General features: G+C 72.9%; 15 protein-coding genes and 1 pseudogene. 12 read left to right on the top strand and 4 right to left on the bottom strand.

Annotated features, from left to right (window positions below; genetic code table 11):
* Positions 1–74 precede the first annotated feature (74 nt).
* The 5 genes and pseudogenes from ACE1OC_RS27290 to ACE1OC_RS27310 all read left to right on the top strand — a co-directional run bounded on the left by ACE1OC_RS27290 (position 75) and on the right by ACE1OC_RS27310 (position 6,905).
* Positions 75–803 (top strand): hypothetical protein, encoded by a 729-nt coding sequence (locus ACE1OC_RS27290; protein ID WP_407839228.1) that lies wholly within the window; start codon positions 75–77, stop codon positions 801–803.
* Positions 804–1,209: 406 nt separating this feature from the next.
* Positions 1,210–2,055: a DegV family protein gene (locus ACE1OC_RS27295; protein ID WP_407839229.1), complete on the top strand. Its 846-nt coding sequence runs from the start codon at positions 1,210–1,212 to the stop codon at positions 2,053–2,055.
* A gap of 98 nt (positions 2,056–2,153) precedes the next feature.
* On the top strand, positions 2,154–3,194 hold the full coding sequence (locus ACE1OC_RS27300; RefSeq protein WP_407839230.1) for a helix-hairpin-helix domain-containing protein: 1,041 nt from the start codon (positions 2,154–2,156) through the stop codon (positions 3,192–3,194).
* Between the two features lie 479 nt (positions 3,195–3,673).
* A pseudogene (locus ACE1OC_RS27305) lies at positions 3,674–5,887 on the top strand (ComEC/Rec2 family competence protein); the annotation flags it as partial.
* 136 nt (positions 5,888–6,023) lie between these two features.
* Positions 6,024–6,905, top strand: coding sequence for a YceI family protein (locus ACE1OC_RS27310; protein WP_407839231.1), 882 nt, complete (start codon positions 6,024–6,026; stop codon positions 6,903–6,905).
* A gap of 17 nt (positions 6,906–6,922) precedes the next feature.
* Here the strand turns inward: ACE1OC_RS27310 and ACE1OC_RS27315 are convergent, their stop codons facing one another.
* A complete protein-coding gene (locus tag ACE1OC_RS27315; protein ID WP_407839232.1) occupies positions 6,923–7,165 on the bottom strand; it encodes a hypothetical protein in 243 nt (80 codons plus the stop codon).
* 112 nt (positions 7,166–7,277) lie between these two features.
* On the opposite strand from ACE1OC_RS27315, the gene holA reads away from it, so the two are divergent.
* Both holA and ACE1OC_RS27325 read left to right on the top strand, forming a co-directional pair.
* On the top strand, positions 7,278–8,270 hold the full coding sequence (gene holA, locus ACE1OC_RS27320; RefSeq protein ID WP_407839233.1) for a DNA polymerase III subunit delta: 993 nt from the start codon (positions 7,278–7,280) through the stop codon (positions 8,268–8,270).
* Positions 8,271–8,580: 310 nt separating this feature from the next.
* Positions 8,581–9,327 (top strand): hypothetical protein, encoded by a 747-nt coding sequence (locus ACE1OC_RS27325; protein ID WP_407839234.1) that lies wholly within the window; start codon positions 8,581–8,583, stop codon positions 9,325–9,327.
* A 177-nt stretch (positions 9,328–9,504) separates the two neighbouring features.
* On the opposite strand, the gene rpsT is transcribed toward ACE1OC_RS27325, so the two are convergent.
* Positions 9,505–9,771, bottom strand: coding sequence for a 30S ribosomal protein S20 (gene rpsT / locus ACE1OC_RS27330; RefSeq protein ID WP_250739437.1), 267 nt, complete (start codon positions 9,769–9,771; stop codon positions 9,505–9,507).
* A 245-nt stretch (positions 9,772–10,016) separates the two neighbouring features.
* Here rpsT and lepA point away from each other — a divergent pair, with 245 nt between their 5' ends.
* The 3 genes from lepA to hemW all read left to right on the top strand — a co-directional run bounded on the left by lepA (position 10,017) and on the right by hemW (position 15,331).
* Positions 10,017–11,882 (top strand): translation elongation factor 4, encoded by a 1,866-nt coding sequence (lepA, locus tag ACE1OC_RS27335; RefSeq protein WP_250739436.1) that lies wholly within the window; start codon positions 10,017–10,019, stop codon positions 11,880–11,882.
* 254 nt (positions 11,883–12,136) lie between these two features.
* Entirely contained in the window at positions 12,137–14,029 is a 1,893-nt protein-coding gene (locus ACE1OC_RS27340; protein WP_407839235.1) for an AMP-dependent synthetase/ligase, read from the top strand.
* 69 nt (positions 14,030–14,098) lie between these two features.
* Positions 14,099–15,331, top strand: coding sequence for a radical SAM family heme chaperone HemW (hemW, locus tag ACE1OC_RS27345; RefSeq protein ID WP_407839236.1), 1,233 nt, complete (start codon positions 14,099–14,101; stop codon positions 15,329–15,331).
* Positions 15,332–15,378: 47 nt separating this feature from the next.
* On the opposite strand, the gene ACE1OC_RS27350 is transcribed toward hemW, so the two are convergent.
* Together ACE1OC_RS27350 and ACE1OC_RS27355 are read right to left on the bottom strand one after the other, a co-directional pair.
* The gene (locus tag ACE1OC_RS27350) at positions 15,379–16,176 is read right to left on the bottom strand and encodes a DUF3097 domain-containing protein (protein ID WP_407839237.1); all 798 of its coding nucleotides are present in this window, start codon (positions 16,174–16,176) and stop codon (positions 15,379–15,381) included.
* A gap of 28 nt (positions 16,177–16,204) precedes the next feature.
* Positions 16,205–16,930 (bottom strand): MBL fold metallo-hydrolase, encoded by a 726-nt coding sequence (locus tag ACE1OC_RS27355; protein WP_407839238.1) that lies wholly within the window; start codon positions 16,928–16,930, stop codon positions 16,205–16,207.
* 153 nt (positions 16,931–17,083) lie between these two features.
* Here ACE1OC_RS27355 and hrcA point away from each other — a divergent pair, with 153 nt between their 5' ends.
* Both hrcA and dnaJ read left to right on the top strand, forming a co-directional pair.
* Positions 17,084–18,100, top strand: coding sequence for a heat-inducible transcriptional repressor HrcA (gene hrcA, locus ACE1OC_RS27360; protein WP_407839239.1), 1,017 nt, complete (start codon positions 17,084–17,086; stop codon positions 18,098–18,100).
* The gene (dnaJ, locus tag ACE1OC_RS27365; RefSeq protein ID WP_274551983.1) at positions 18,101–19,237 is read left to right on the top strand and encodes a molecular chaperone DnaJ; all 1,137 of its coding nucleotides are present in this window, start codon (positions 18,101–18,103) and stop codon (positions 19,235–19,237) included.
* Positions 19,238–19,389: the final 152 nt, after the last annotated feature.

Genomic DNA, 19,389 nt, shown 5'->3' on the forward strand with positions numbered 1-19,389 from the left:
GTTCGATTGGAACCCGCGGCCTGCCCGTGGCGTTTACGGTGGAAGGGACGTAAACGGCTGGGGAAGGGACCCTCATGGAGGCGGCTTTTATCATCGTGGCCCTGGTGCTGCTGTTCGCCTTCCTGGGGCTCGGTGTCTACGTGACGACGAAGGTGGTCAAGGCCGCGGCGCGCGGCGTGGACCGGACCATCACCCAGGCCCGCCGCACGGTGGAGGACACCACCCTGAAGGCCCGCAGCTTCGGCCAGGTCGGTGTCCCGGGCGCGCTGGCCACGCTGCGGCTGGACCTGCGCAATTCGATGCGGGCGACGCAGCAGGCGCTGTACGAGGGGGTCCAGGCGGACGCCTCGCTGAAGGAGTCGATCGGGCTGTTCGAGCGGCTGAGCGCGCACGGGCACGAACTCGACGACGAGCTGAAGCGCCTGGAGGCGGAGCCCGACCGGCAGCGGATCGCGGCGGTCCTGCCGGAGCTGCGGGAGCGCACGGCGCGGATCACGCAGGCCTCGGACTCGCTGCGCTGGGCGGCGCGCGACCGTGCGCGGCGCTTCGCGGAAGATGACCTGTCGCACCTGTCGGCCCAGATCGACGTCGAGTCGGGCGCCCTGCGGGACTGGTACCGCGCCCCGGCCGACGACCTCCCCTACGCCGCGCCCACGACACCGACGCCTCCCACGGCTCCCACGGCTCCCACGGCTCCCACGGCTCCCATGTGGAACACCCCCCAGCCCGCAGCCCTCTCGGAACCCACCCCGACCCCCCAGTACCCCTGGCAGAAGACCCGCCGCCCGGAGGCGACGACCTGAGGCGGAGCCCTCTCAGCCTCGCCGGCGTTTGAGGCGCGGGGTCCGGGGCGGAGCCCCAGGGGGCCGGGGCGCAGCCCGGGCCCCTTTCTTTTCAGCCCGTCCGGCGTTTGAGGACCGGGGTCCGGGCGGAGCCCGGGGAACGGTGGAAGGGCGGGTAGGGGACCCAGCCCCGCAGGGCCGAGCACCCGCAGCCTCCGCGGCAGCAGCAGCCTCCGCGGCACCCGCAGCCTCCGCGGCAGCAGCAGCCGGACGGCCGGAGCCTTGGCGGGGCCCGGCGGAACCCCTTGGCGGGGCCCGGCGGAACCGGGGGCGGGGGCCCGGTGGCAGGTCACCCGGAGGCGTGGCCGGAGGGCCACCGGTAGACCCGGGCTGCCGGAACACCCCCACTGCCGGTAACCTCCGCCTCATGTCCCGCCATGTCGCGATCGTCACGGATTCCACGGCCTACCTGCCCCAACCGGCCATGGCGCGGCACGGAATCACCTCCGTCCCGCTGACCGTGGTCCTCGGCGACGAGGCCCTGGAAGAGGGCACCGAGATCTCGGCCAGGAGCCTCGCCCTGGCCCTGCAGAAGCGCCGCTCGGTCACCACCTCCCGCCCCAGCCCAGAGGACTTCGTCCGGGCCTACAGGGCGGCTGTGGAGGCCGGTGCGACCGGCATCGTCAGCCTGCACCTGTCGGCGGAGTTCTCCGGCACGTACGACGCCGCCGTGCTCGCCGCGAAGACCGCCACGGTGCCCGTCCGCGTCGTCGACACCGGCATGGTCGCCATGGCCCTGGGCTTCTGCGCCCTGGCCGCGGCGGAAGTGGCCGAAGCCGGGGGGTCCCTCGACGAGGCCGTTGCCGCCGCGGAGAAGCGGGCCGCCGGCATGTCCGCGTACTTCTACGTCGACACCCTCGACTACCTCCGCCGCGGCGGCCGCATCGGGGCCGCGCAGGCCCTGCTCGGCTCGGCGCTCGCGGTCAAGCCGCTGCTGACGCTGGACGGCGGGCGGATCGAGATGCTGGAGAAGGTGCGTACGGCCTCCAAGGCCATAGCCCGCCTGGAGGAGCTGGCCGTCGAGCGCGCCGGCTCCGGCCCCGTCGACGTGGCCGTGCACCACCTCGCGGCTCCGGAACGCGCGGAGAAGCTCGCACAGCGGCTCCGTGAGCGCATCCCGGGGCTGGTCGAGCTGCACGTCAGCGAGGTCGGCGCGGTGATCGGGGCACACACCGGACCGGGGTTGCTGGCGGCGGTCGTCTCCCCGCGCTGATCACTGGATCGAGTGACGGAGATATCCACAACGCCCGGTCCATCCACCGGAATTGAGGCTTCCGAACGGGTGTCGCGGATCGGCCCTACCGTCGTGGCATGACTCTTCGTACGCGCACGTCAGGTCCCGCCGGCGCCACCAGTGGCCCCGGCCGTCCCCGCCTCTCCGACGGCCGTCTGCGGCACCGCCGCGGACAGCGACCCGGCCGCCCCGACCCCGCGGTCGTGCGGCGCCGGGCCGAGGCCCTGCTCGGAGCGGGCCGCCCTCCGGGCGCTCCGCCGCCTCCGACCGGGGACGCCTCGGCCGAGGCGGCTCCGCCGGGAGCCCGCTCCGTCGGGGCGGTGGCCGAGCCCGGGGCCGCGGCCCGGCCGGATCGACTGGTCTGGCCCGATCCGGGTGTCCGGGCCGATGAGCCTGCCCGATCCGATGAACCCGCCCGGGGCGGGGCGACGGCTCCGCCCGAGGGTCGGGAGGTGCCCGGCGGGGCTCTGCGGTGGCCCGCGGTGCGGGAGCGGCTGCCCGTGTGGCTGCAGACCCGCTGCGGGGTGGAGCCGCGCACGGTGGCGGCCGTCTCGGTGGTGCTCGTCGTCGCCGTCGGGTTCGCCGTGCAGCAGTACGGGGCGGCCCGGCCCCGGCCGGTGACCGCACCCGCCGTGGTGGCACCCGCGGCGGCCGCCCTGCCGGCGCCGACCGTGGCGCGGGCGGGCCCCGGCGTCGGCTCCGGTCCCATCCTGGTGGACGTCAGCGGCAAGGTCCGTGACCCGGGGGTGCGCAAGCTGCCTCCCGGCTCGCGGGTGGAGGATGCCTTGGCCGCCGCCGGGGGAGTGCGGCCCGGGACGGACACCACCGGCCTGAACCGGGCCCGCGTCCTGATGGACGGCGAGCAGGTGCTGGTGGGCGCTCCGGCCCCACCGCCGCCGATGACGGGCCGTGGAGCTCCGGCGGCGGGGCCGCTGAGCCTCGGCACGGCCACGGCCGAGCAACTGGACGGCCTGCCGGGGGTCGGCCCGGTCCTCGCGCAGCACATCGTCGACTTCCGCACGGCACGCGGGGGCTTCCGCTCCGTCGAGGAGCTCCGGCAGGTCAACGGGATCGGTGAGCGCCGCTTCGCCGACCTGCGCGAGCTGGTGCGACCGTGAGCCGGCACGGCGGACCGGGGCGGGGTCCGGCCGGGCAGGCCCCGAGCGGGCGCGGACCGGCGGGGCGGGGCCCGCGTGGGCGGGGCTCGATCGGCCACGAGCGTGCTGCGCCGGGGCGGGCCGGGCGGGATCCGGCGGACCTGGACCCGGACCCGGGCCCGCCGGGGAGCGGGCGGCACGTGTCGGAGGCGGGCGGGCAGGTTGCGTGGGCTGCGGCCGAGCAGGAACCTGCGGAGCGGGTTCCTGGCGTGCGGGATCAGAGCGTGCGGGATCAGAGGGTGCCGGATCCGAGCGAGCCGGGTGGAGGTGAGGGGGGTTCGGGTCGGCCGGAGCGGGGGGTGGGGGAAGCGGGGCCTCTGGATGTGCGGTTGGTGGGGCCGGCTCTTGCCGTGTGGGCGGCGGCCGCCGTGGGGCTGGGGGTGCCCGTCGGAGGGAGTGTCGCGGCGGCGGGGCTGGGAGTGGGTGCGGCCGGGGTGTTGATGCTGGTCGGCCGGAGGCGCTCCGGGCCGTTCCGGGCGGCCGTGGCGGCCGTGCTGCTGTGCGCGGCCGCCGGGGCCGGGCTGGCGGGGCTCCAGCGGGCCGAGGCGCGGGCGGGGCCGGTCCCGGAGCTGGCCCGGGGGCATGCCCGGGTGCTCGCGGATCTCACCGTGGACTCCGACCCGCGGACCGCCCGGACCGGGAGCGGGCCGCCGGTGGTGGTGCTCGACGCGGTGGTGACCCGGGTGACCGGGGCCGACGGTGCCCGGACCCGGGTGTCGACTCCGGTGCGGGTGCTGGCGGGGCATCCGGGGTGGGCCCGGTTGCAGCCCTCGACACGGGTCGCGGTGGTGGCCCGGCTGGCCCCGGCGCGGGACGGGGAGCGGGCCGTCGCCCTGCTCCGGCCGGCCGGGGACGCCCCGCCGCGGGTGACCGGCGGTCCGGACGCCGTGCAGCGGATCGCCGGGCGGCTGCGGGCCGGGCTGCGCGAGGTCACCGACGGGCTGGCCCCGGACGCCAGGGCCCTGCTGCCCGGGCTGGTGGTCGGGGACACCTCCCGGGTGGAGCCCGATCTGCACGACGCGTTCCGCGCCACCGATCTGCTGCACCTGCTGGCCGTCTCCGGGTCCAACCTGACCGTGGTGCTCTTCCTGCTCATCGGCTCCCCGGCCCGCGCGCAGCAGGCCGAGCGGGGCGGCCTGGCGCCCCGCCTGGGGCTCTCGTTGCGGGCGACGGCCCTGTGCGGGGTGGCGCTGACCCTGGCCTTCGTCGTGGTGTGCCGGCCGGAGCCCAGCGTGCTGCGGGCCGCGGCCTGCGGCTCGGTCACCCTGCTGGCCATCGCCACCGGGCGGCGCAGATCCCTGATCCCGGCGCTGGCCGCCGCGGTCCTGCTGCTGGTGCTCTACGACCCCTGGCTGGCCCGGAGCTACGGCTTCCTGCTCTCCGTCCTGGCCACCGGGGCCCTGCTGACGCTGGCTCCCCGGTGGAGCGAGGCCCTGCAGCGGCGCGGGATGCGGCCCCGCCTTGCCGAGGCGCTGGCGGCCGCGGCGGCGGCCCAGGCGGTGTGCGCGCCGGTCGTCGCGGTGCTGTCGGCCCGGGTGAGCCTGGTGGCGGTGCCCTGCAACCTGCTGGCCGAGCTGGCGGCGGGACCCGCCACGGTCCTGGGGTTCGCCGCGCTGGCGGCGGCCCCGGTGTGCCGGCCGGTGGCCGAGGTGCTCGCCTGGTGTGCGGGCGTGCCCGCCGGGTGGATCGCCGCCGTGGCCCGGGGTGGTGCGGGACTGCCCGGGGCGGAGCTGGGCTGGCCCGGCGGGGTGGGCGGAGGGTTGCTGCTCGCCACGGTCACCTTCGCGGCGGTGGTGCTCGGCAGGCGGTTCGGCCGTGGGCGATGGCTCGCCTCCGCCCTGGCCGTGGTGCTGCTCCTCGCCGTACTGAGGCCGCCGCTGGTCACTCGTACGGTCAAGGGCTGGCCGCCGCCCGACTGGATCTACACCCAGTGCGCGGTGGGCCAGGGGGACGCCGCCGTGCTCGCGGTCGGCCCGGGGACGGCCGTGGTGGTGGACGCGGGCCCCGAGCCCGGGCCGGTGGACGCCTGCCTGAGGGAGCTGGGCGTGAGCCGGGTGCCGCTGCTCCTGCTGACCCATTTCCACGCCGACCACGTGGGCGGGTTGCCGGGGGTGCTCAGGGGCCGTTCGGTGGGTGTGGTGGAAGTCACCGGACTGGAAGAACCGCCCGGGCAGGCCGCGTTCGTACGGCGGACTGCGGCGGCCGCGGGAGTTCCCCTCGTCCGTGCCGCGGAGGGGGAGCGGCGCCGGGCCGGGCCGCTGGAGTGGCAGGTGCTGTGGCCGCCGGCCGGGGACGCTGCACTTGAGGGTCCCAACGACGCGAGCGTGGCCCTGCTGGTGCGGGGCGCGGGCCTGACCCTGCTCCTGTTGGGCGACCTCGAACCGGGCTCCCAGCAGGCCCTGCTGAGGAACCATCCGGAACTGGGGCCGGTCGACGTCCTCAAGGTCGCCCACCACGGCAGCGCCCATCAGGATCCCGGACTGTACGAGCGGATCCGGCCGCGCCTCGCGATCGTCCCGGTGGGCGCCGGGAACAGGTACGGGCACCCCGCGGCGGGTACGCTCGCCCGGCTGCGGGAGTCGGGTGCGGCCGTGCTGCGCACGGATGAGGACGGTTCGGTCGCCGTCACCGGCAGCGGCCCGCGGCTGCGGGCGTTCCCGGCCATTCGGCGACGGACCCGGCACGGGCATACCAGGAGTGACCACTCCGTTTGCCCACAACCCGACAGCATGATCGAATGCGTTTTCGCCAGAGCGGTCCAAGCCCACACAGCACGGGGGTGCATAAACCATGTTCAGTCGCAGACGGGGGATGGAGACGGCGGGAAGCGCCAGTCCCCAGACATCCGCGACACTGACGCTTCCTCATACCGCGCGGCTGCTCAGCTGCCGGGTGCTCGACACGGTCCACCAGCCGGTCCGGCAGGCCAAGTTCGAGGTGACCGACCCGATCGGCCGACGGATCGTCAGCGGGGAGACCGACCCGTACGGCGGGTTCACGGCGGCGGTGCCGGCGGGCGAGTACCGGCTGGCCGTCACGGCCGAGGGGTACGCGCCCTTCCACGGGGCGACGCTGGTGGGGGACCCGGCGCAGCCCGGTACCGGCGAGATCGTGCTGGACTCGGTGGATCCGCCGCTGCTCCCGCAGCCGGGCCACTGGGAGCTCGACCCGGGGCATTCGTCGATCGGGTTCTCGGCCCGGCACATCGGCTTCGCCCGGATCAACGGCCGGTTCAACACCTTCGCCGGCGCGGTCCGGATAGCCGACCGCATGGAGGACTCCTCCATGCGCGTGATCATCGACGCGGCGAGCATCGACACCGGGCTGCGGATGCGGGACGACCACCTGCGTTCCGCGGACTTCCTGGACGCGGCCCGCTACCCGACGGTGGAGTTCTACAGCGAGCGGTTCATCCACCGCAGCGGCAGTCACTGGACCGTGGCGGGCGCCCTCACCCTCCACGGGGTCAGCCGGTCCGTCACCCTGGACACCCGGTACCTGGGCCTGGGCACGGGCCTGGAGGGCGAGCCGAGGGCGGCCTGCCGGGCGACGGCCGAACTGAACCGCGAGGACTTCACGCTGAACTGGCAGTCGATGCTGGCGCAGGGGATCGCGGCGATCGGCTCGAACGTGGAAGTGGCCCTGGACATGCAGGTCGTGCACAAGGCCTGACGGGGCGGGGCCGGCCGCTACGGGGCTTCGAGCCAGCCGTCGTACTCGGCGGCGAGCTCGTCCAGGGCCGCGGCGTCCAGACCTTCGCGCGGGTCCTCGACGACCACCAGCCACTGGGCGTCCTCGGCGTCGTCCTCGCCAGCGAGGGCGTCGCGGACCAGCTGCGGTTCCTCCGGGAGGCCGAAGCGGTCGACCACCTCCCGTGCCACCTCCTCGGCGGCGTCGCGGTCGGGCAGGACCAGTACATGTCGCACGTTCACCCGGACATTCTCGGGTATGGGGGAGCGGGCTGCGGAAGCGGGCCGCGGAAGGGGCCGGGGGAAGGGGTCGGACCGCGAGGGTCTGTCAGTGCGGCGTGGGATGCTGGAGGCGATGGCCACCAGGAAGAATTCCACCGACGATCCGCTCGCCCCGATCACCCTTGCGGTGGGGCAGGAGGACCTGCTGCTCGACCGCGCCGTGCGGGAGGTCGTGACGGCGGCGCGCGCCGCCGATGCCGACACGGACGTGCGGGACCTCGCCTCCGAACAGCTCCAGCCCGGCACCCTGGCCGAGTTGACCAGCCCCTCGCTCTTCTCGGAGCGCAAGGTGCTCGTCGTGCGCAATGCGCAGGACCTCTCGGCCGACACGGTCAAGGAGGTCAAGGCGTACCTCGTCGCGCCGTTCGAGGAGATCGCCCTCGTCCTCCTGCACGCGGGCGGCGTCAAGGGCAAGGGCCTGCTGGACGCCGCGCGCAAGGCGGGTGCCCGCGAGATCGCCTGCCCGAAGATGACGAAGCCGGCCGACCGGATGGCGTTCGTACGGGGAGAGTTCCGGACGCTGGGCCGTTCGGCCACGCCCGAGGCCTGCCAGACGCTGGTCGACGCGATCGGCAGCGACCTGCGGGAGCTGGCGAGCGCGGCCGCGCAGCTGTGCGCGGACGTCGAGGGCACGATCGACGAGGCCGTGGTCGGCCGCTACTACACCGGCCGGGCCGAGGCCTCGAGCTTCACGGTCGCCGACCGGGCGGTGGAGGGGCGCGCCGCGGAGGCGCTGGAGGCCCTGCGCTGGTCCCTGTCCACCGGGGTGGCTCCGGTCCTGATCACCAGCGCGCTGGCCCAGGCGGTACGGGCGATCGGGAAGCTGGCCTCGGCCCCGCGGGGGGCCCGTCCCGGGGACCTCGCCCGTGACCTCGGCATGCCGCCGTGGAAGATCGACCGGGTCCGGCAGCAGATGCGGGGGTGGTCGGCGGACGGGGTCTCGGACGCGCTGCGCGCGGTGGCCGCGGCGGACGCGGGGGTCAAGGGCGGGGGCGACGATCCGGAGTACGCGCTGGAGAAGGCGGTCGTGGCGGTGGCGCGTGCGGCCCGCCCCCAGCGCGGCTGACTCCTCCACCGGGAAGCCCCGCGTCTCCCGGGCACGTCCACCGGCTTGCGGGCAGGTCCCCGGGGCGGCGGGCGGGTCATCGATTGCCGGGTAGGTCCGCCGGCTCCCGGAAAGCCCCCAGCTTCCGGACACGTCCACCGGCTTCCGGGAGCCCCCCAGCGCCCGGGCACGTCCCCCGGCTCCCGGGCAGGGCCCCGGGGCGGTGGGCGGGTCATCGATTGCCGGGTAGGTCCGCCGGCTGCCGGGAAGCCCACCAGGTCCCGGCCGACCCCTGGCGGGCCGGAAAGCCGCAGGTCCTACGCTCCCGGGCATGACGAAGTTCTACGCCACCGTGTGCCTGCCGCCGACTGCGCCCCGGAAGATCCCGAAGGCAGTGGCCGCCGCCCTGGCGCCCTACGACATCAACCTCGGCCGCGACCAGAATCCGGTCGGGCGCTGGGACTGGTGGGCGATCCGCGCGGGTGCGGGCAACGCCTACCTCGCGCTGCCCCAGTACGACGGCGACCGCCGCCTCGTCACGGCCTCGACCGTGCCGCGCAGGAAGGCCGATCTCGGTCCCCTCGGGCCGCTGGAATGCTACGGCGGGCCCCGGGGCCTGCTCGACTTCGACGGCATGCGGCAACGCGCGGCGCGCTCGTACGACGCCCTGCTCGACGCTTGGAACGAGCTGAGCGCGGTACACCCGCCGGCCCGCCCGCTCACGGACTTCCTCGCCCGCCACGAAGCCGATCCCGAGAGCTACTCCCCGGAGCAGGCCCGGGAGGACCATCTGTCCCAGCCGCTGGTGCAGGACGTGGCTCAGCGGGCCGTCGCGGGTGACCCGCACTTCGGGATGTCGCTCCTGGTCAACGACCCCGTCGCGTACTTCGCCCAGGAGCACGAGGAATCCCGGCTGTGGTCGGTCCGGTGTGCGGTGCCCGGCTTCGCCCTGGTCACCCTCGACGGCGCGTGGACGGACGCGCGCACGGAGGGCGAGGGCCGCTGGGAGCAGGCCAACCGCTATCTCGACCATCTCGACGCCGAGGCGGTCGTCCTCGACGTGCTCTGCCACTCCTGAGCGCACACGCCGAAGGCCCCGGCCGCTGCCCTGGGGAAGGGAGGCGGCCGGGGCCTTCGGTTACTTCTCGGGTTGCGCCGCACCCGCGTGGCGAACGCTTCGTGTGCGGCGCGGAGTGCCGGTCGGGAGCGGGAGAGAGGGCCCGCTGGATCCTTGCCCGGCGATCACATCAGGGGCTCAGCCCTGAAGGGAGGCAACCTTGGTCGCCAGCGCCGACTTCTTGTTGGCGGCGGCGTTCTTGTGGATGACACCCTTCGAGACGGCCTTGTCGAGCGCGCGGGAAGCGGCGCGGGAAGCCACGGTGGCCTTCTCGACGTCACCGGCGACGACGGCCTCACGGGCCTTGCGGATGGCGGTCTTGAGCGAGGACTTGACGGCCTTGTTGCGAAGGCGAGCCTTCTCGTTCGTCTTGTTGCGCTTGACCTGGGACTTGATGTTCGCCACGAAAGAGCCTTTGCAGGTTCAGAGATTTGATCTTCGGATTGCGTCCCGTAGAGCTAGAGGGCACACGAGACACAGCTGCTCAGGTTACCAGCTGCCGTCCGACCGGCCCAAACCGAGCGCACTCCCCGGTTCATGGGACCATGGGAGTCTGCGTATAGATCCGACTAGACCCGACCAGATCTGATTTCACGCAGACCGACGCCCACCACTTCGTTCCGACTGCGACCCGAGAATCAGGACACTGCGTGCCCGCGATCCCCAGCCACGTGCCCGAGCCGAGCCGTACCGACCCGGCGCTGATCCGCAACTTCTGCATCATCGCGCACATCGACCACGGCAAGTCGACCCTTGCCGACCGGATGCTCCAGCTCACCGGTGTGGTGGACTCGCGGCAGATGCGCGCCCAGTACCTCGACCGCATGGACATCGAGCGTGAGCGCGGCATCACGATCAAGTCCCAGGCCGTCCGGCTGCCCTGGGCGCCGAACACGGGTGAGGACCAGGGCAAGACCCACGTCCTGAACATGATCGACACCCCCGGGCACGTCGACTTCACCTACGAGGTCTCGCGCTCCCTGGCGGCGTGCGAGGGCACGGTCCTCCTGGTGGACGCGGCTCAGGGCATCGAGGCGCAGACCCTCGCCAACCTGTACCTGGCGATGGAGAAGGACCTCGCGATCGTCCCGGTCCTGAACAAGATCGACCTGCCGGCCGCCCAGCCGGAGAAGTTCGCCGAGGAGCTCGCGAACCTGGTCGGCTGCCAGCCCGAGGACGTCCTGCGCGTCTCGGCGAAGACCGGTCTCGGCGTGGACGTGCTGCTCGACAAGATCGTCGCCACGGTCCCGGCTCCGGTCGGCCCCAAGGACGCCCCCGCCCGCGCGATGATCTTCGACTCGGTCTACGACTCGTACCGCGGCGTCGTCACCTACGTCCGTGTCGTCGACGGCCAGCTCAACAAGCGCGAGCGCATCCGGATGATGTCGACCGGCGCCACGCACGAGCTGCTGGAGATCGGTGTCTCCTCCCCGGAGATGACCCCGGCCGACGGCATCGGCGTCGGCGAGGTGGGCTACATCATCACCGGCGTGAAGGACGTCCGTCAGTCCAAGGTCGGTGACACCATCACCAGCCTGAACAACGGCGCGACCGAGGCCCTCGGCGGCTACAAGGACCCGCGCCCGATGGTCTTCTCGGGCCTGTACCCGCTCGACGGCTCGGACTACCCGGACCTGCGCGAGGCCCTGGACAAGCTGCAGCTCAACGACGCCGCGCTGGTCTACGAGCCGGAGACCTCGGCGGCGCTGGGCTTCGGCTTCCGCGTCGGCTTCCTCGGCCTGCTCCACCTGGACGTGGTGCGCGAGCGCCTGGAGCGCGAGTTCGGCCTCGACCTGATCGCCACCGCGCCGAACGTGGTCTACCGCGTCGTCCTGGAGGACGGCAAGGAGGTCACCGTCACCAACCCGAGCGAGTTCCCCGAGGGCAAGATCAGGGACGTGTTCGAGCCGGTCGTACGGGCCACCCTGCTCGCGCCCTCCGAGTTCATCGGCGCGATCATGGAGCTCTGCCAGCAGCGCCGCGGCACCCTCCTCGGGATGGACTACCTCTCCGAGGACCGGGTCGAGATCCGCTACACGCTCCCGCTCGCGGAGATCGTCTTCGACTTCTTCGACCAGTTGAAGTCCAAGACGCGCGGTTACGCCTCCCTCGACTACGAGCCCACCGGCGAGCAGGCCGGCAGCCTGGTCAAGGTCGACATCCTGCTGCACGGCGACAAGGTCGACGCCTTCTCCGCCGTCTGCCACAAGGACGCCGCCTACGCCTACGGCGTGCGCCTGGTCGCCAAGCTGCGCGAGCTCATCCCGCGGCAGGCCTTCGAGATCCCGATCCAGGCGGCCGTCGGCTCCCGCGTCATCGCCCGCGAGACCATCCGCGCCATCCGCAAGGACGTCCTCGCCAAGTGCTACGGCGGTGACATCTCCCGTAAGCGGAAGCTGCTGGAGAAGCAGAAGGAAGGCAAGAAGCGCATGAAGATGGTCGGTTCCGTGGAGGTCCCGCAGGAGGCCTTCATCGCCGTCCTCTCCAGCGACGAGTCCGGCGGCAAGAAGAAGTAGCCGCCGCGTCGGCGTCCGATGTGCAGCAGGCCCCCGTGCTCCGGCGCGGGGGCCTGTTTCGTTATGAATCGGCTCCCCAGGGCCTCTTACGCGCCAGGCGGAGGGCCCCTAGTCTGATCACTGCTCGTTGGTTACTCGCCAGTTTTTTTGGTCGGATGCTGCCAAGCCCTGACTCAGCCACCCACCCTGACCCACCACCCAGTCAGTCCGCCCCTGTGATGAACAGGCCCTGCCGAGTGGTCCGGAGGATGTCCGTGAGCGCCACACAGACCTTGATCGAGAACCGTCCGCCCACCGTGGCGACCCTCTTCCTGGAGCGCGTCGCCGCCACGCCGAACGGCGAGGCCTATCGCTATCCGGTGCCCGCCGCGGACGGCCGGGGCGGCCCGGACGACTGGAAGTCGCTCAGCTGGGGCCAGGCCGCGGAGCGGGTTTTCGCCATCGCGGCCGGACTCGTCGAGATCGGGATCCAGCCGGAGCAGCGCGTCGCGCTGGCTTCCAACACCCGGGTCGAGTGGATCCTCGCGGACCTCGGCGTGATGTGCGCCGGCGGCGCCGTCACCACCATCTACCCGAGCACGAACGCCGAGGAATCGGCGTTCATCCTCTCCGACTCCGAGAGCCGGATCCTGATCGCCGAGGACGCCGCGCAGCTGGCCAAGGCCCGTGAGCGCCGCGCCGACCTGCCCGAGCTCGCCCACGTGGTGGTCGTCGAGGCCGCCGACGCGGTCCCGGTCGACGGCGACCCCGAGGGCTGGGTGCTCTCGCTGGCCGATCTGGAGGAGCGCGGCCGCGCGTACCTGGCCAAGCACCCCGAGGTGGTCAAGGAACGGATCGCGGCCATCACCGCGGACCAGCTCGCCACCCTCATCTACACCTCGGGCACCACCGGCCGGCCCAAGGGCGTGCGGCTGCCGCACGACAACTGGTCGTACATGGCCAAGGCCACCGTGGCGACCGGTCTGATCACCAAGGACGACGTCCAGTACCTCTGGCTGCCGCTCGCGCACGTCTTCGGCAAGGTGCTCACCTCCGGCCAGATCGAGGTCGGCCACGTCACCGCGGTCGACGGCCGCATCGACAAGATCATCGAGAACCTGCCGATCGTCCAGCCGACCTACATGGCGGCCGTTCCGCGCATCTTCGAGAAGGTCTACAACGGGGTCGCGGCCAAGGCCAGGGCCGGCGGCGGCGCCAAGTACAAGATCTTCCAGTGGTCCGTCGGCGTGGCCCGCGAGTACGCCAAGGTCACCCAGGACAACTTCCGGCGCACCGGCCGGAAGAGCGCCCCGATGGGCCTCGCCACCAAGCACAAGATCGCCGACGCGCTCGTCTTCTCCAAGCTCCGCGAGGCCTTCGGCGGCAACCTGCGCGCCGCCGTCTCCGGCGCCTCCGCCCTCGCCCCCGAGATCGGCTACTTCTTCTCCGGCGCGGGCATCCACATCCTGGAGGGCTACGGGCTCACCGAGTCCAGCGCCGCCTCCTTCGTCAACCCCGGCGAGGCCTACCGCACCGGCACCGTCGGCAAGCCGCTCCCCGGCACCGAGGTCCGCATCGCCGACGACGGCGAGGTGCTCCTGCGCGGCCCCGGCATCATGCAGGGCTACCACGGGCAGCCCGAGAAGACCGCCGAGGTGCTGGAGGCCGACGGCTGGCTGCACACGGGCGACATCGGCGAGCTCTCCGCCGACGGCTACCTGCGCATCACCGACCGCAAGAAGGACCTGATCAAGACCTCGGGCGGCAAGTACGTCGCCCCGGCGGAGATCGAGGGCCAGTTCAAGGCGCTCTGCCCCTACGTCTCCAGCATCGTCGTCCACGGCGCCGACCGGAACTTCTGCTCCGCCCTCATCGCCCTCGACGAGCCCTCCATCCTGGTCTGGGCCGCCGAGAGCGGCCTGGAGGGCAAGACGTACTCCCAGGTCCTGGCCGCCCCCGAGACCAACCGCCTCATCGAGACCTACGTCCAGACCCTCAACGAGGGCCTCCAGCGCTGGCAGACGGTCAAGAAGTTCCGCCTCCTGCCGCGCGACCTCGACGTGGAGCACGGGGACCTCACCCCGAGCCTCAAGCTGAAGCGGCCGGTCGTCGAGCGCGAGTTCAAGCACCTCATCGACGAGATGTACGAGGGCTCCCGGGAGGCGTAGCACCGGGCGCGGCCCGGAGCGCCGCGCGGGACCGTAAACGACCTTGGGGCAGTGCGGGACAATGGGCCCATGCCTTCCGCACTGCCCGACGGTGAACCCATGCCCGAAGACGGCTCGCTGCCGCTCCACGCCCTGGCGGGAGCCGGGGAGCGGCCGCTCGGGTTCTACCTGCACGTTCCGTACTGCGCCACGCGCTGCGGATACTGCGACTTCAACACCTACACGGCCACCGAGCTGCGGGGCACCGGCGGCGTGCTCGCCTCCCGGGAGAACTACGCCGACACCCTGATCGACGAGATCAGGCTCGCGCGGAAGGTGCTCGGGGACGACCCCAGGGCCGTACGCACCGTCTTCGTGGGCGGCGGCACGCCCACGCTGCTGCCCGCCGGCGACCTCGTACGGATGCTCGCGGCGATCCGCGAGGAATTCGGGCTGGCCGAGGACGCCGAGGTCACCACCGAGGCCAACCCGGAGTCCGTGAACCCGGAGTACCTGGCCGAGCTGCGCGCGGGCGGCTTCAACCGCATCTCCTTCGGCATGCAGAGCGCGAAGCAGCACGTCCTGAAGGTGCTCGACCGCACGCACACCCCCGGGCGGCCCGAGGCCTGCGTCGCGGAGGCGCGGGCGGCGGGCTTCGAGCACGTGAACCTGGACCTGATCTACGGGACGCCGGGGGAATCGGACGAGGACTGGCGCGCGTCGCTGTCGGCGGCCCTGGGCGCCGGGCCCGATCACATCAGCGCCTACGCGCTGATCGTGGAGGAGGGCACCCAGCTCGCGCGGCGGATCCGGCGGGGCGAGGTCCCGATGACGGACGACGACGTCCACGCGGACCGGTACCTGATCCTCGACGCGGTGATGGCCGAGGCGGGGTACTCCTGGTACGAGGTCTCGAACTGGGCCACCTCCGAGGCCGGGCGGTGCCTGCACAACGAGCTGTACTGGCGCGGCGCCGACTGGTGGGGGGCCGGGCCCGGAGCGCACTCGCACGTGGGCGGGGTGCGGTGGTGGAACGTGAAGCACCCCGGCGCCTACGCGGCGGCGCTGGCGGAGGGGCGCTCGCCCGGGGCCGGGCGGGAGCTCCTCTCGGAGGAGGACCGGCGGGTGGAGCGGATCCTGCTGGAGCTCCGGCTCGTGGACGGGGTGCCGCTGTCGCTGCTGGCCCCTGCGGGCCTTGCCGCGGCCGGGCGGGCCCTGGCGGACGGGCTCCTGGAAGCGGGCCCGTACGCGGCCGGTAGGGCCGTTCTGACCCTGCGCGGGCGGCTGCTGGCCGACGCGGTGGTCCGGGACCTGGTGGACTAGCCCCGTCCGGGTAGGGGACAGCCCCGCAGGGCCTCGGGCCCGGGGGGTTACGTCGTGACGTGGTCGATGAGGTGTTCCACCGCGCCCAGCAGCGTCGGCTCCAGGTCCTTGTACGAGGTCACGCGGGACAGGATGTGCTGCCAGGCGGCTCCGGTGTTCTCCGGCCAGCCCAGGGCGCGGCAGATGCCCGTCTTCCAGTCCTGGCCGGGCGGGATCACCGGCCAGGCGCGGATGCCCAGGGCCGAGGGTTTCACCGCCTGCCAGACGTCCACGTACGGGTGGCCCACGATCAGGACGTGCGGGGAGGTCACCGAGGCGGCGATGCGGGACTCCTTGGAGCCCGGGACCAGGTGGTCCACCAGGATGCCCAGCCGGGCGTCGGCGGCGGGGGCGAAGTCCGCGACCACCGACGGGAGGTCGTCGATGCCCTCCAGGTACTCCACCACGACGCCCTCGATGCGCAGGTCGTCGCCCCATACCCGTTCGACGAGTTCGGCGTCGTGGCGGCCCTCCACGTAGATCCGGCCCGCCCGGGCCACCCGCGCCCGGGCCCCGGGGACGGCGAGCGAACCCGAGGCCGTACGGGCCGGGGCGGCCGGCCCCCGCGCCGGGCGGGTCAGGGTCACCACCGCGCCGTCCAGGAGGAAACCGCGGGGTTCGAGGGGGAAGACGCGGCGCTTGCCGAAGCGGTCCTCCAGGGTGACCGTGCCCGCCTCGCAGGCCACCACCGCGCCGCAGAAGTCCGTACCCGCCACCTCGACCACCAGATCGGGATCGGCCGGCACCTCCGGCACGGGCTTGGCGCGCTTCCACTGCGGGGTCAGGTCGGGGGAGTACTCACGCATCCGGCCGAGGGTAGGAGAGCGGGCCGTCTCAGGTGTCCGACACGCCGAAACGGGCCGCCAGTGTGTCGCGTTGGGCACGTACGAAGGCCGCGTCGACCACCGCTCCGTGACCCGGTACGTACAGAGCGTCGTCCCCGCCCAGGGCGAGGAGCCGGTCCAGGGCCGCCGGCCACTGCCGCGGCACCGCGTCCGGCCCCGCCTGCGGCTCGCCCGATTCCTCGACCAGGTCGCCGCAGAAGACCACCTCGCGCGCACCGGGCACGAAGGCGGCCAGATCGTGCCGGGTGTGCCCCGGGCCCACGTTCGCCAGCAGCACCTGCACCCCGCCCAGGTCGAGTGTCCACTCGCCCGACACCAGGTGCCGGGGGACCACCAGCAGATCCGCCGCCTCGGCCGCCTCGGCCTCCGCCAGGCCGTGCCGGACCGCGTCCGCCCGCAGCTCGTCCCGGCTCACGGAGAGCAGGGCGTCCAGCCCGACCGGACCGTAGACCTCGGTCCCCGCGAACGCCGCACCGCCCAACACGTGGTCGAAATGTCCGTGTGTGAATGCGAGATGGGTCACGCGCCGGCCCGCCAGCCGCTCCGCCTCGGTGCGCACCAGCGCTCCTTCCCGCAGGCAGGACCCGGGGTCGATCAGAAGGGCGGAATCCTCGCCCACCACCAGTCCCACGGTGCAGTCCCACACCGGCAGGCGCCGCCGGCCGACCCGTTCGGTGAGCCGTTCCCAGCCCGCCTCTTCCCAACGCACGTCCATGCCGCGACGCTACCTTGGCGGGCCGCCCTTGCTAGGGGTGTACCACCCCGCCGTACACTGACCGGGGGATCTCTGGCACTCGAACGCTCAGAGTGCCAGCAGGCAGGGCCTGCCGAAGCCGCGAACGACGGAAACGATGGAGGTGTGCGCGCGATGCTCAGCGAACGCAGACTCGAAGTGCTGCGCGCCATCGTCCAGGACTACGTCGGGACGGAGGAGCCGGTCGGCTCCAAGGCGCTCACCGAGCGGCACCGGCTCGGCGTCTCGCCCGCCACCGTGCGCAACGACATGGCCGTGCTGGAGGACGAGGGCTACATCGCCCAGCCCCACACCAGCGCCGGCCGGATCCCCACCGACAAGGGCTACCGCCTGTTCGTCGACAAGCTGGCGGGGGTCAAACCGCTGTCGACGCCCGAGCGCCGGGCCATCCAGAACTTCCTCGACGGGGCCGTGGACCTCGACGACGTCGTCGGCCGTACGGTGCGGCTGCTCGCGCAGCTCACCCGACAGGTCGCCGTCGTCCAGTACCCCTCGCTCACCCGCTCCACCGTCCGGCACGTCGAGCTGCTCTCGCTGGCCCCGGCCCGCCTGATGCTCGTCCTCATCACGGACACCGGCCGGGTCGAGCAGCGGCTCGTCGACTGCCAGGCCCCCTTCGGGGAGGGCTCGCTCGCGGACCTGCGGGCCCGCCTCAACAGCCGTGTGGTCGGCCGCCGGTTCACCGACGTGCCGCCGCTGGTGAAGGACCTTCCGGAATCCTTCGAGAACGAGGACCGGGTGACGGTGCGTGCCGTCCTCGACACCCTTCTCGAAACGCTGGTCGAGGAGGCGGAGGAGCGGCTGATGATCGGCGGCACCGCCAACCTCACCCGCTTCGGACACGATTTTCCCCTGACGATCAGGCCGGTGCTCGAAGCGCTGGAGGAGCAGGTCGTGCTCCTCAAGCTGCTGGGCGAGGCCAGTGAGTCGGGAATGGCCGTAAAGATCGGGCATGAGAACGCCTACGAGGGACTGAACTCCACGTCCGTCGTCTCGGTCGGCTACGGTTCGGGCGGCGAAGCAGTCGCCAAACTCGGCGTGGTCGGACCGACCCGCATGGACTACCCCGGAACGATGGGAGCGGTACGCGCAGTGGCACGTTACGTCGGACAGATCCTGGCGGAGTCGTAAGTGGCCACGGACTACTACGCCGTTCTCGGCGTGCGCCGCGACGCATCGCAGGACGAGATCAAGAAGGCATTCCGGCGGCTCGCCCGCGAGCTGCACCCGGATGTGAACCCCGATCCCAAGACGCAAGAGCGTTTCAAGGAGATCAACGCCGCCTACGAGGTCCTCTCGGACCCGCAGAAGAAGCAGGTCTTCGACCTCGGCGGCGACCCGCTGTCCTCCTCGGGCGGCGGCGGAGCCGGCGGCTTCGGAGCGGGCGGCTTCGGCAACTTCTCCGACATCATGGACGCCTTCTTCGGCCAGTCCTCGCAGCGCGGACCGCGCTCGCGGACCCGCCGCGGCCAGGACGCCATGATCCGCCTCGACCTGGAACTGGACGAGGCGGCCTTCGGCACGACCAAGGACATCCAGGTCGACACGGCCGTCGTCTGCACCACCTGCTCCGGCGAGGGCGCCGCCCCCGGCACCTCGGCGCAGACGTGTGACATGTGCCGCGGCCGCGGCGAGGTCTCGCAGGTCACCCGGTCCTTCCTGGGCCAGGTCATGACCTCGCGGCCCTGCCCGCAGTGCCAGGGCTTCGGCACCGTGGTCCCGACCCCGTGCCCCGAGTGCGCGGGCGACGGCCGGGTCCGCTCCCGCCGCAGCCTCACCGTCAAGATCCCGGCCGGCGTCGAGAACGGCACCCGGATCCAGCTCGCGGGCGAAGGCGAGGTCGGCCCCGGCGGCGGCCCCGCCGGCGACCTGTACGTGGAGATCCACGAGCTGCCGCACCCGACCTTCCAGCGGCGCGGGGACGACCTGCACTGCACGGTCACCATCCCGATGACGGCGGCGGCCCTGGGCACCAAATGCCCGCTGGAGACGCTGGACGGCCTGGAGGAGATCGACATCCGGCCCGGCACCGGGTCCGGGCAGGCGATCCCGCTGCACGGCCGCGGCGTCACCCACCTGCGCGGCGGCGGGCGCGGCGACCTGATCGTGCACGTCGAGGTCACCACCCCGGGCAAGCTGGACGCGCAGCAGGAGGACCTGCTGCGCCAGCTGGCCAAGCTGCGTGGCGAGGAGCGGCCGATGGGCCAGTTCGCGCCGGGCCAGCAAGGCCTGTTCAGCCGCCTGAAGGACGCCTTCAACGGGCGCTGAGCCGCGCGCGGAGCAGCGTACGAGAACACCTGCGAGCCCGGTCCGGGGATCCCCGGACCGGGCTCGCGGCATACGGGGAGACGGGGCGGCGGCGGTATTCGGGCACCCCGGTGAAGGGGACTATGCCAGGCGAATGCCGTGATTCGGTCCCG

It is taken from the genome of Streptomyces stoeckheimensis (assembly GCF_045822005.1).
GTDB classification, from domain to species: domain Bacteria; phylum Actinomycetota; class Actinomycetes; order Streptomycetales; family Streptomycetaceae; genus Streptomyces; species Streptomyces stoeckheimensis.

Coding starts and splice junctions, on each gene's coding strand:
- ACE1OC_RS27290 (WP_407839228.1), top strand. CDS start 75: ATGGAGGCGGCTTTTATCATCGTGGCCCTGGTGCTGCTGTTCGCCTTC.
- ACE1OC_RS27295 (WP_407839229.1), top strand. CDS start 1,210: ATGTCCCGCCATGTCGCGATCGTCACGGATTCCACGGCCTACCTGCCC.
- ACE1OC_RS27300 (WP_407839230.1), top strand. CDS start 2,154: ATGACTCTTCGTACGCGCACGTCAGGTCCCGCCGGCGCCACCAGTGGC.
- ACE1OC_RS27310 (WP_407839231.1), top strand. CDS start 6,024: ATGTTCAGTCGCAGACGGGGGATGGAGACGGCGGGAAGCGCCAGTCCC.
- holA (WP_407839233.1), top strand. CDS start 7,278: ATGGCCACCAGGAAGAATTCCACCGACGATCCGCTCGCCCCGATCACC.
- ACE1OC_RS27325 (WP_407839234.1), top strand. CDS start 8,581: ATGACGAAGTTCTACGCCACCGTGTGCCTGCCGCCGACTGCGCCCCGG.
- hemW (WP_407839236.1), top strand. CDS start 14,099: ATGCCTTCCGCACTGCCCGACGGTGAACCCATGCCCGAAGACGGCTCG.
- ACE1OC_RS27350 (WP_407839237.1), bottom strand. CDS start 16,176: ATGCGTGAGTACTCCCCCGACCTGACCCCGCAGTGGAAGCGCGCCAAG.
- ACE1OC_RS27355 (WP_407839238.1), bottom strand. CDS start 16,930: ATGGACGTGCGTTGGGAAGAGGCGGGCTGGGAACGGCTCACCGAACGG.
- hrcA (WP_407839239.1), top strand. CDS start 17,084: ATGCTCAGCGAACGCAGACTCGAAGTGCTGCGCGCCATCGTCCAGGAC.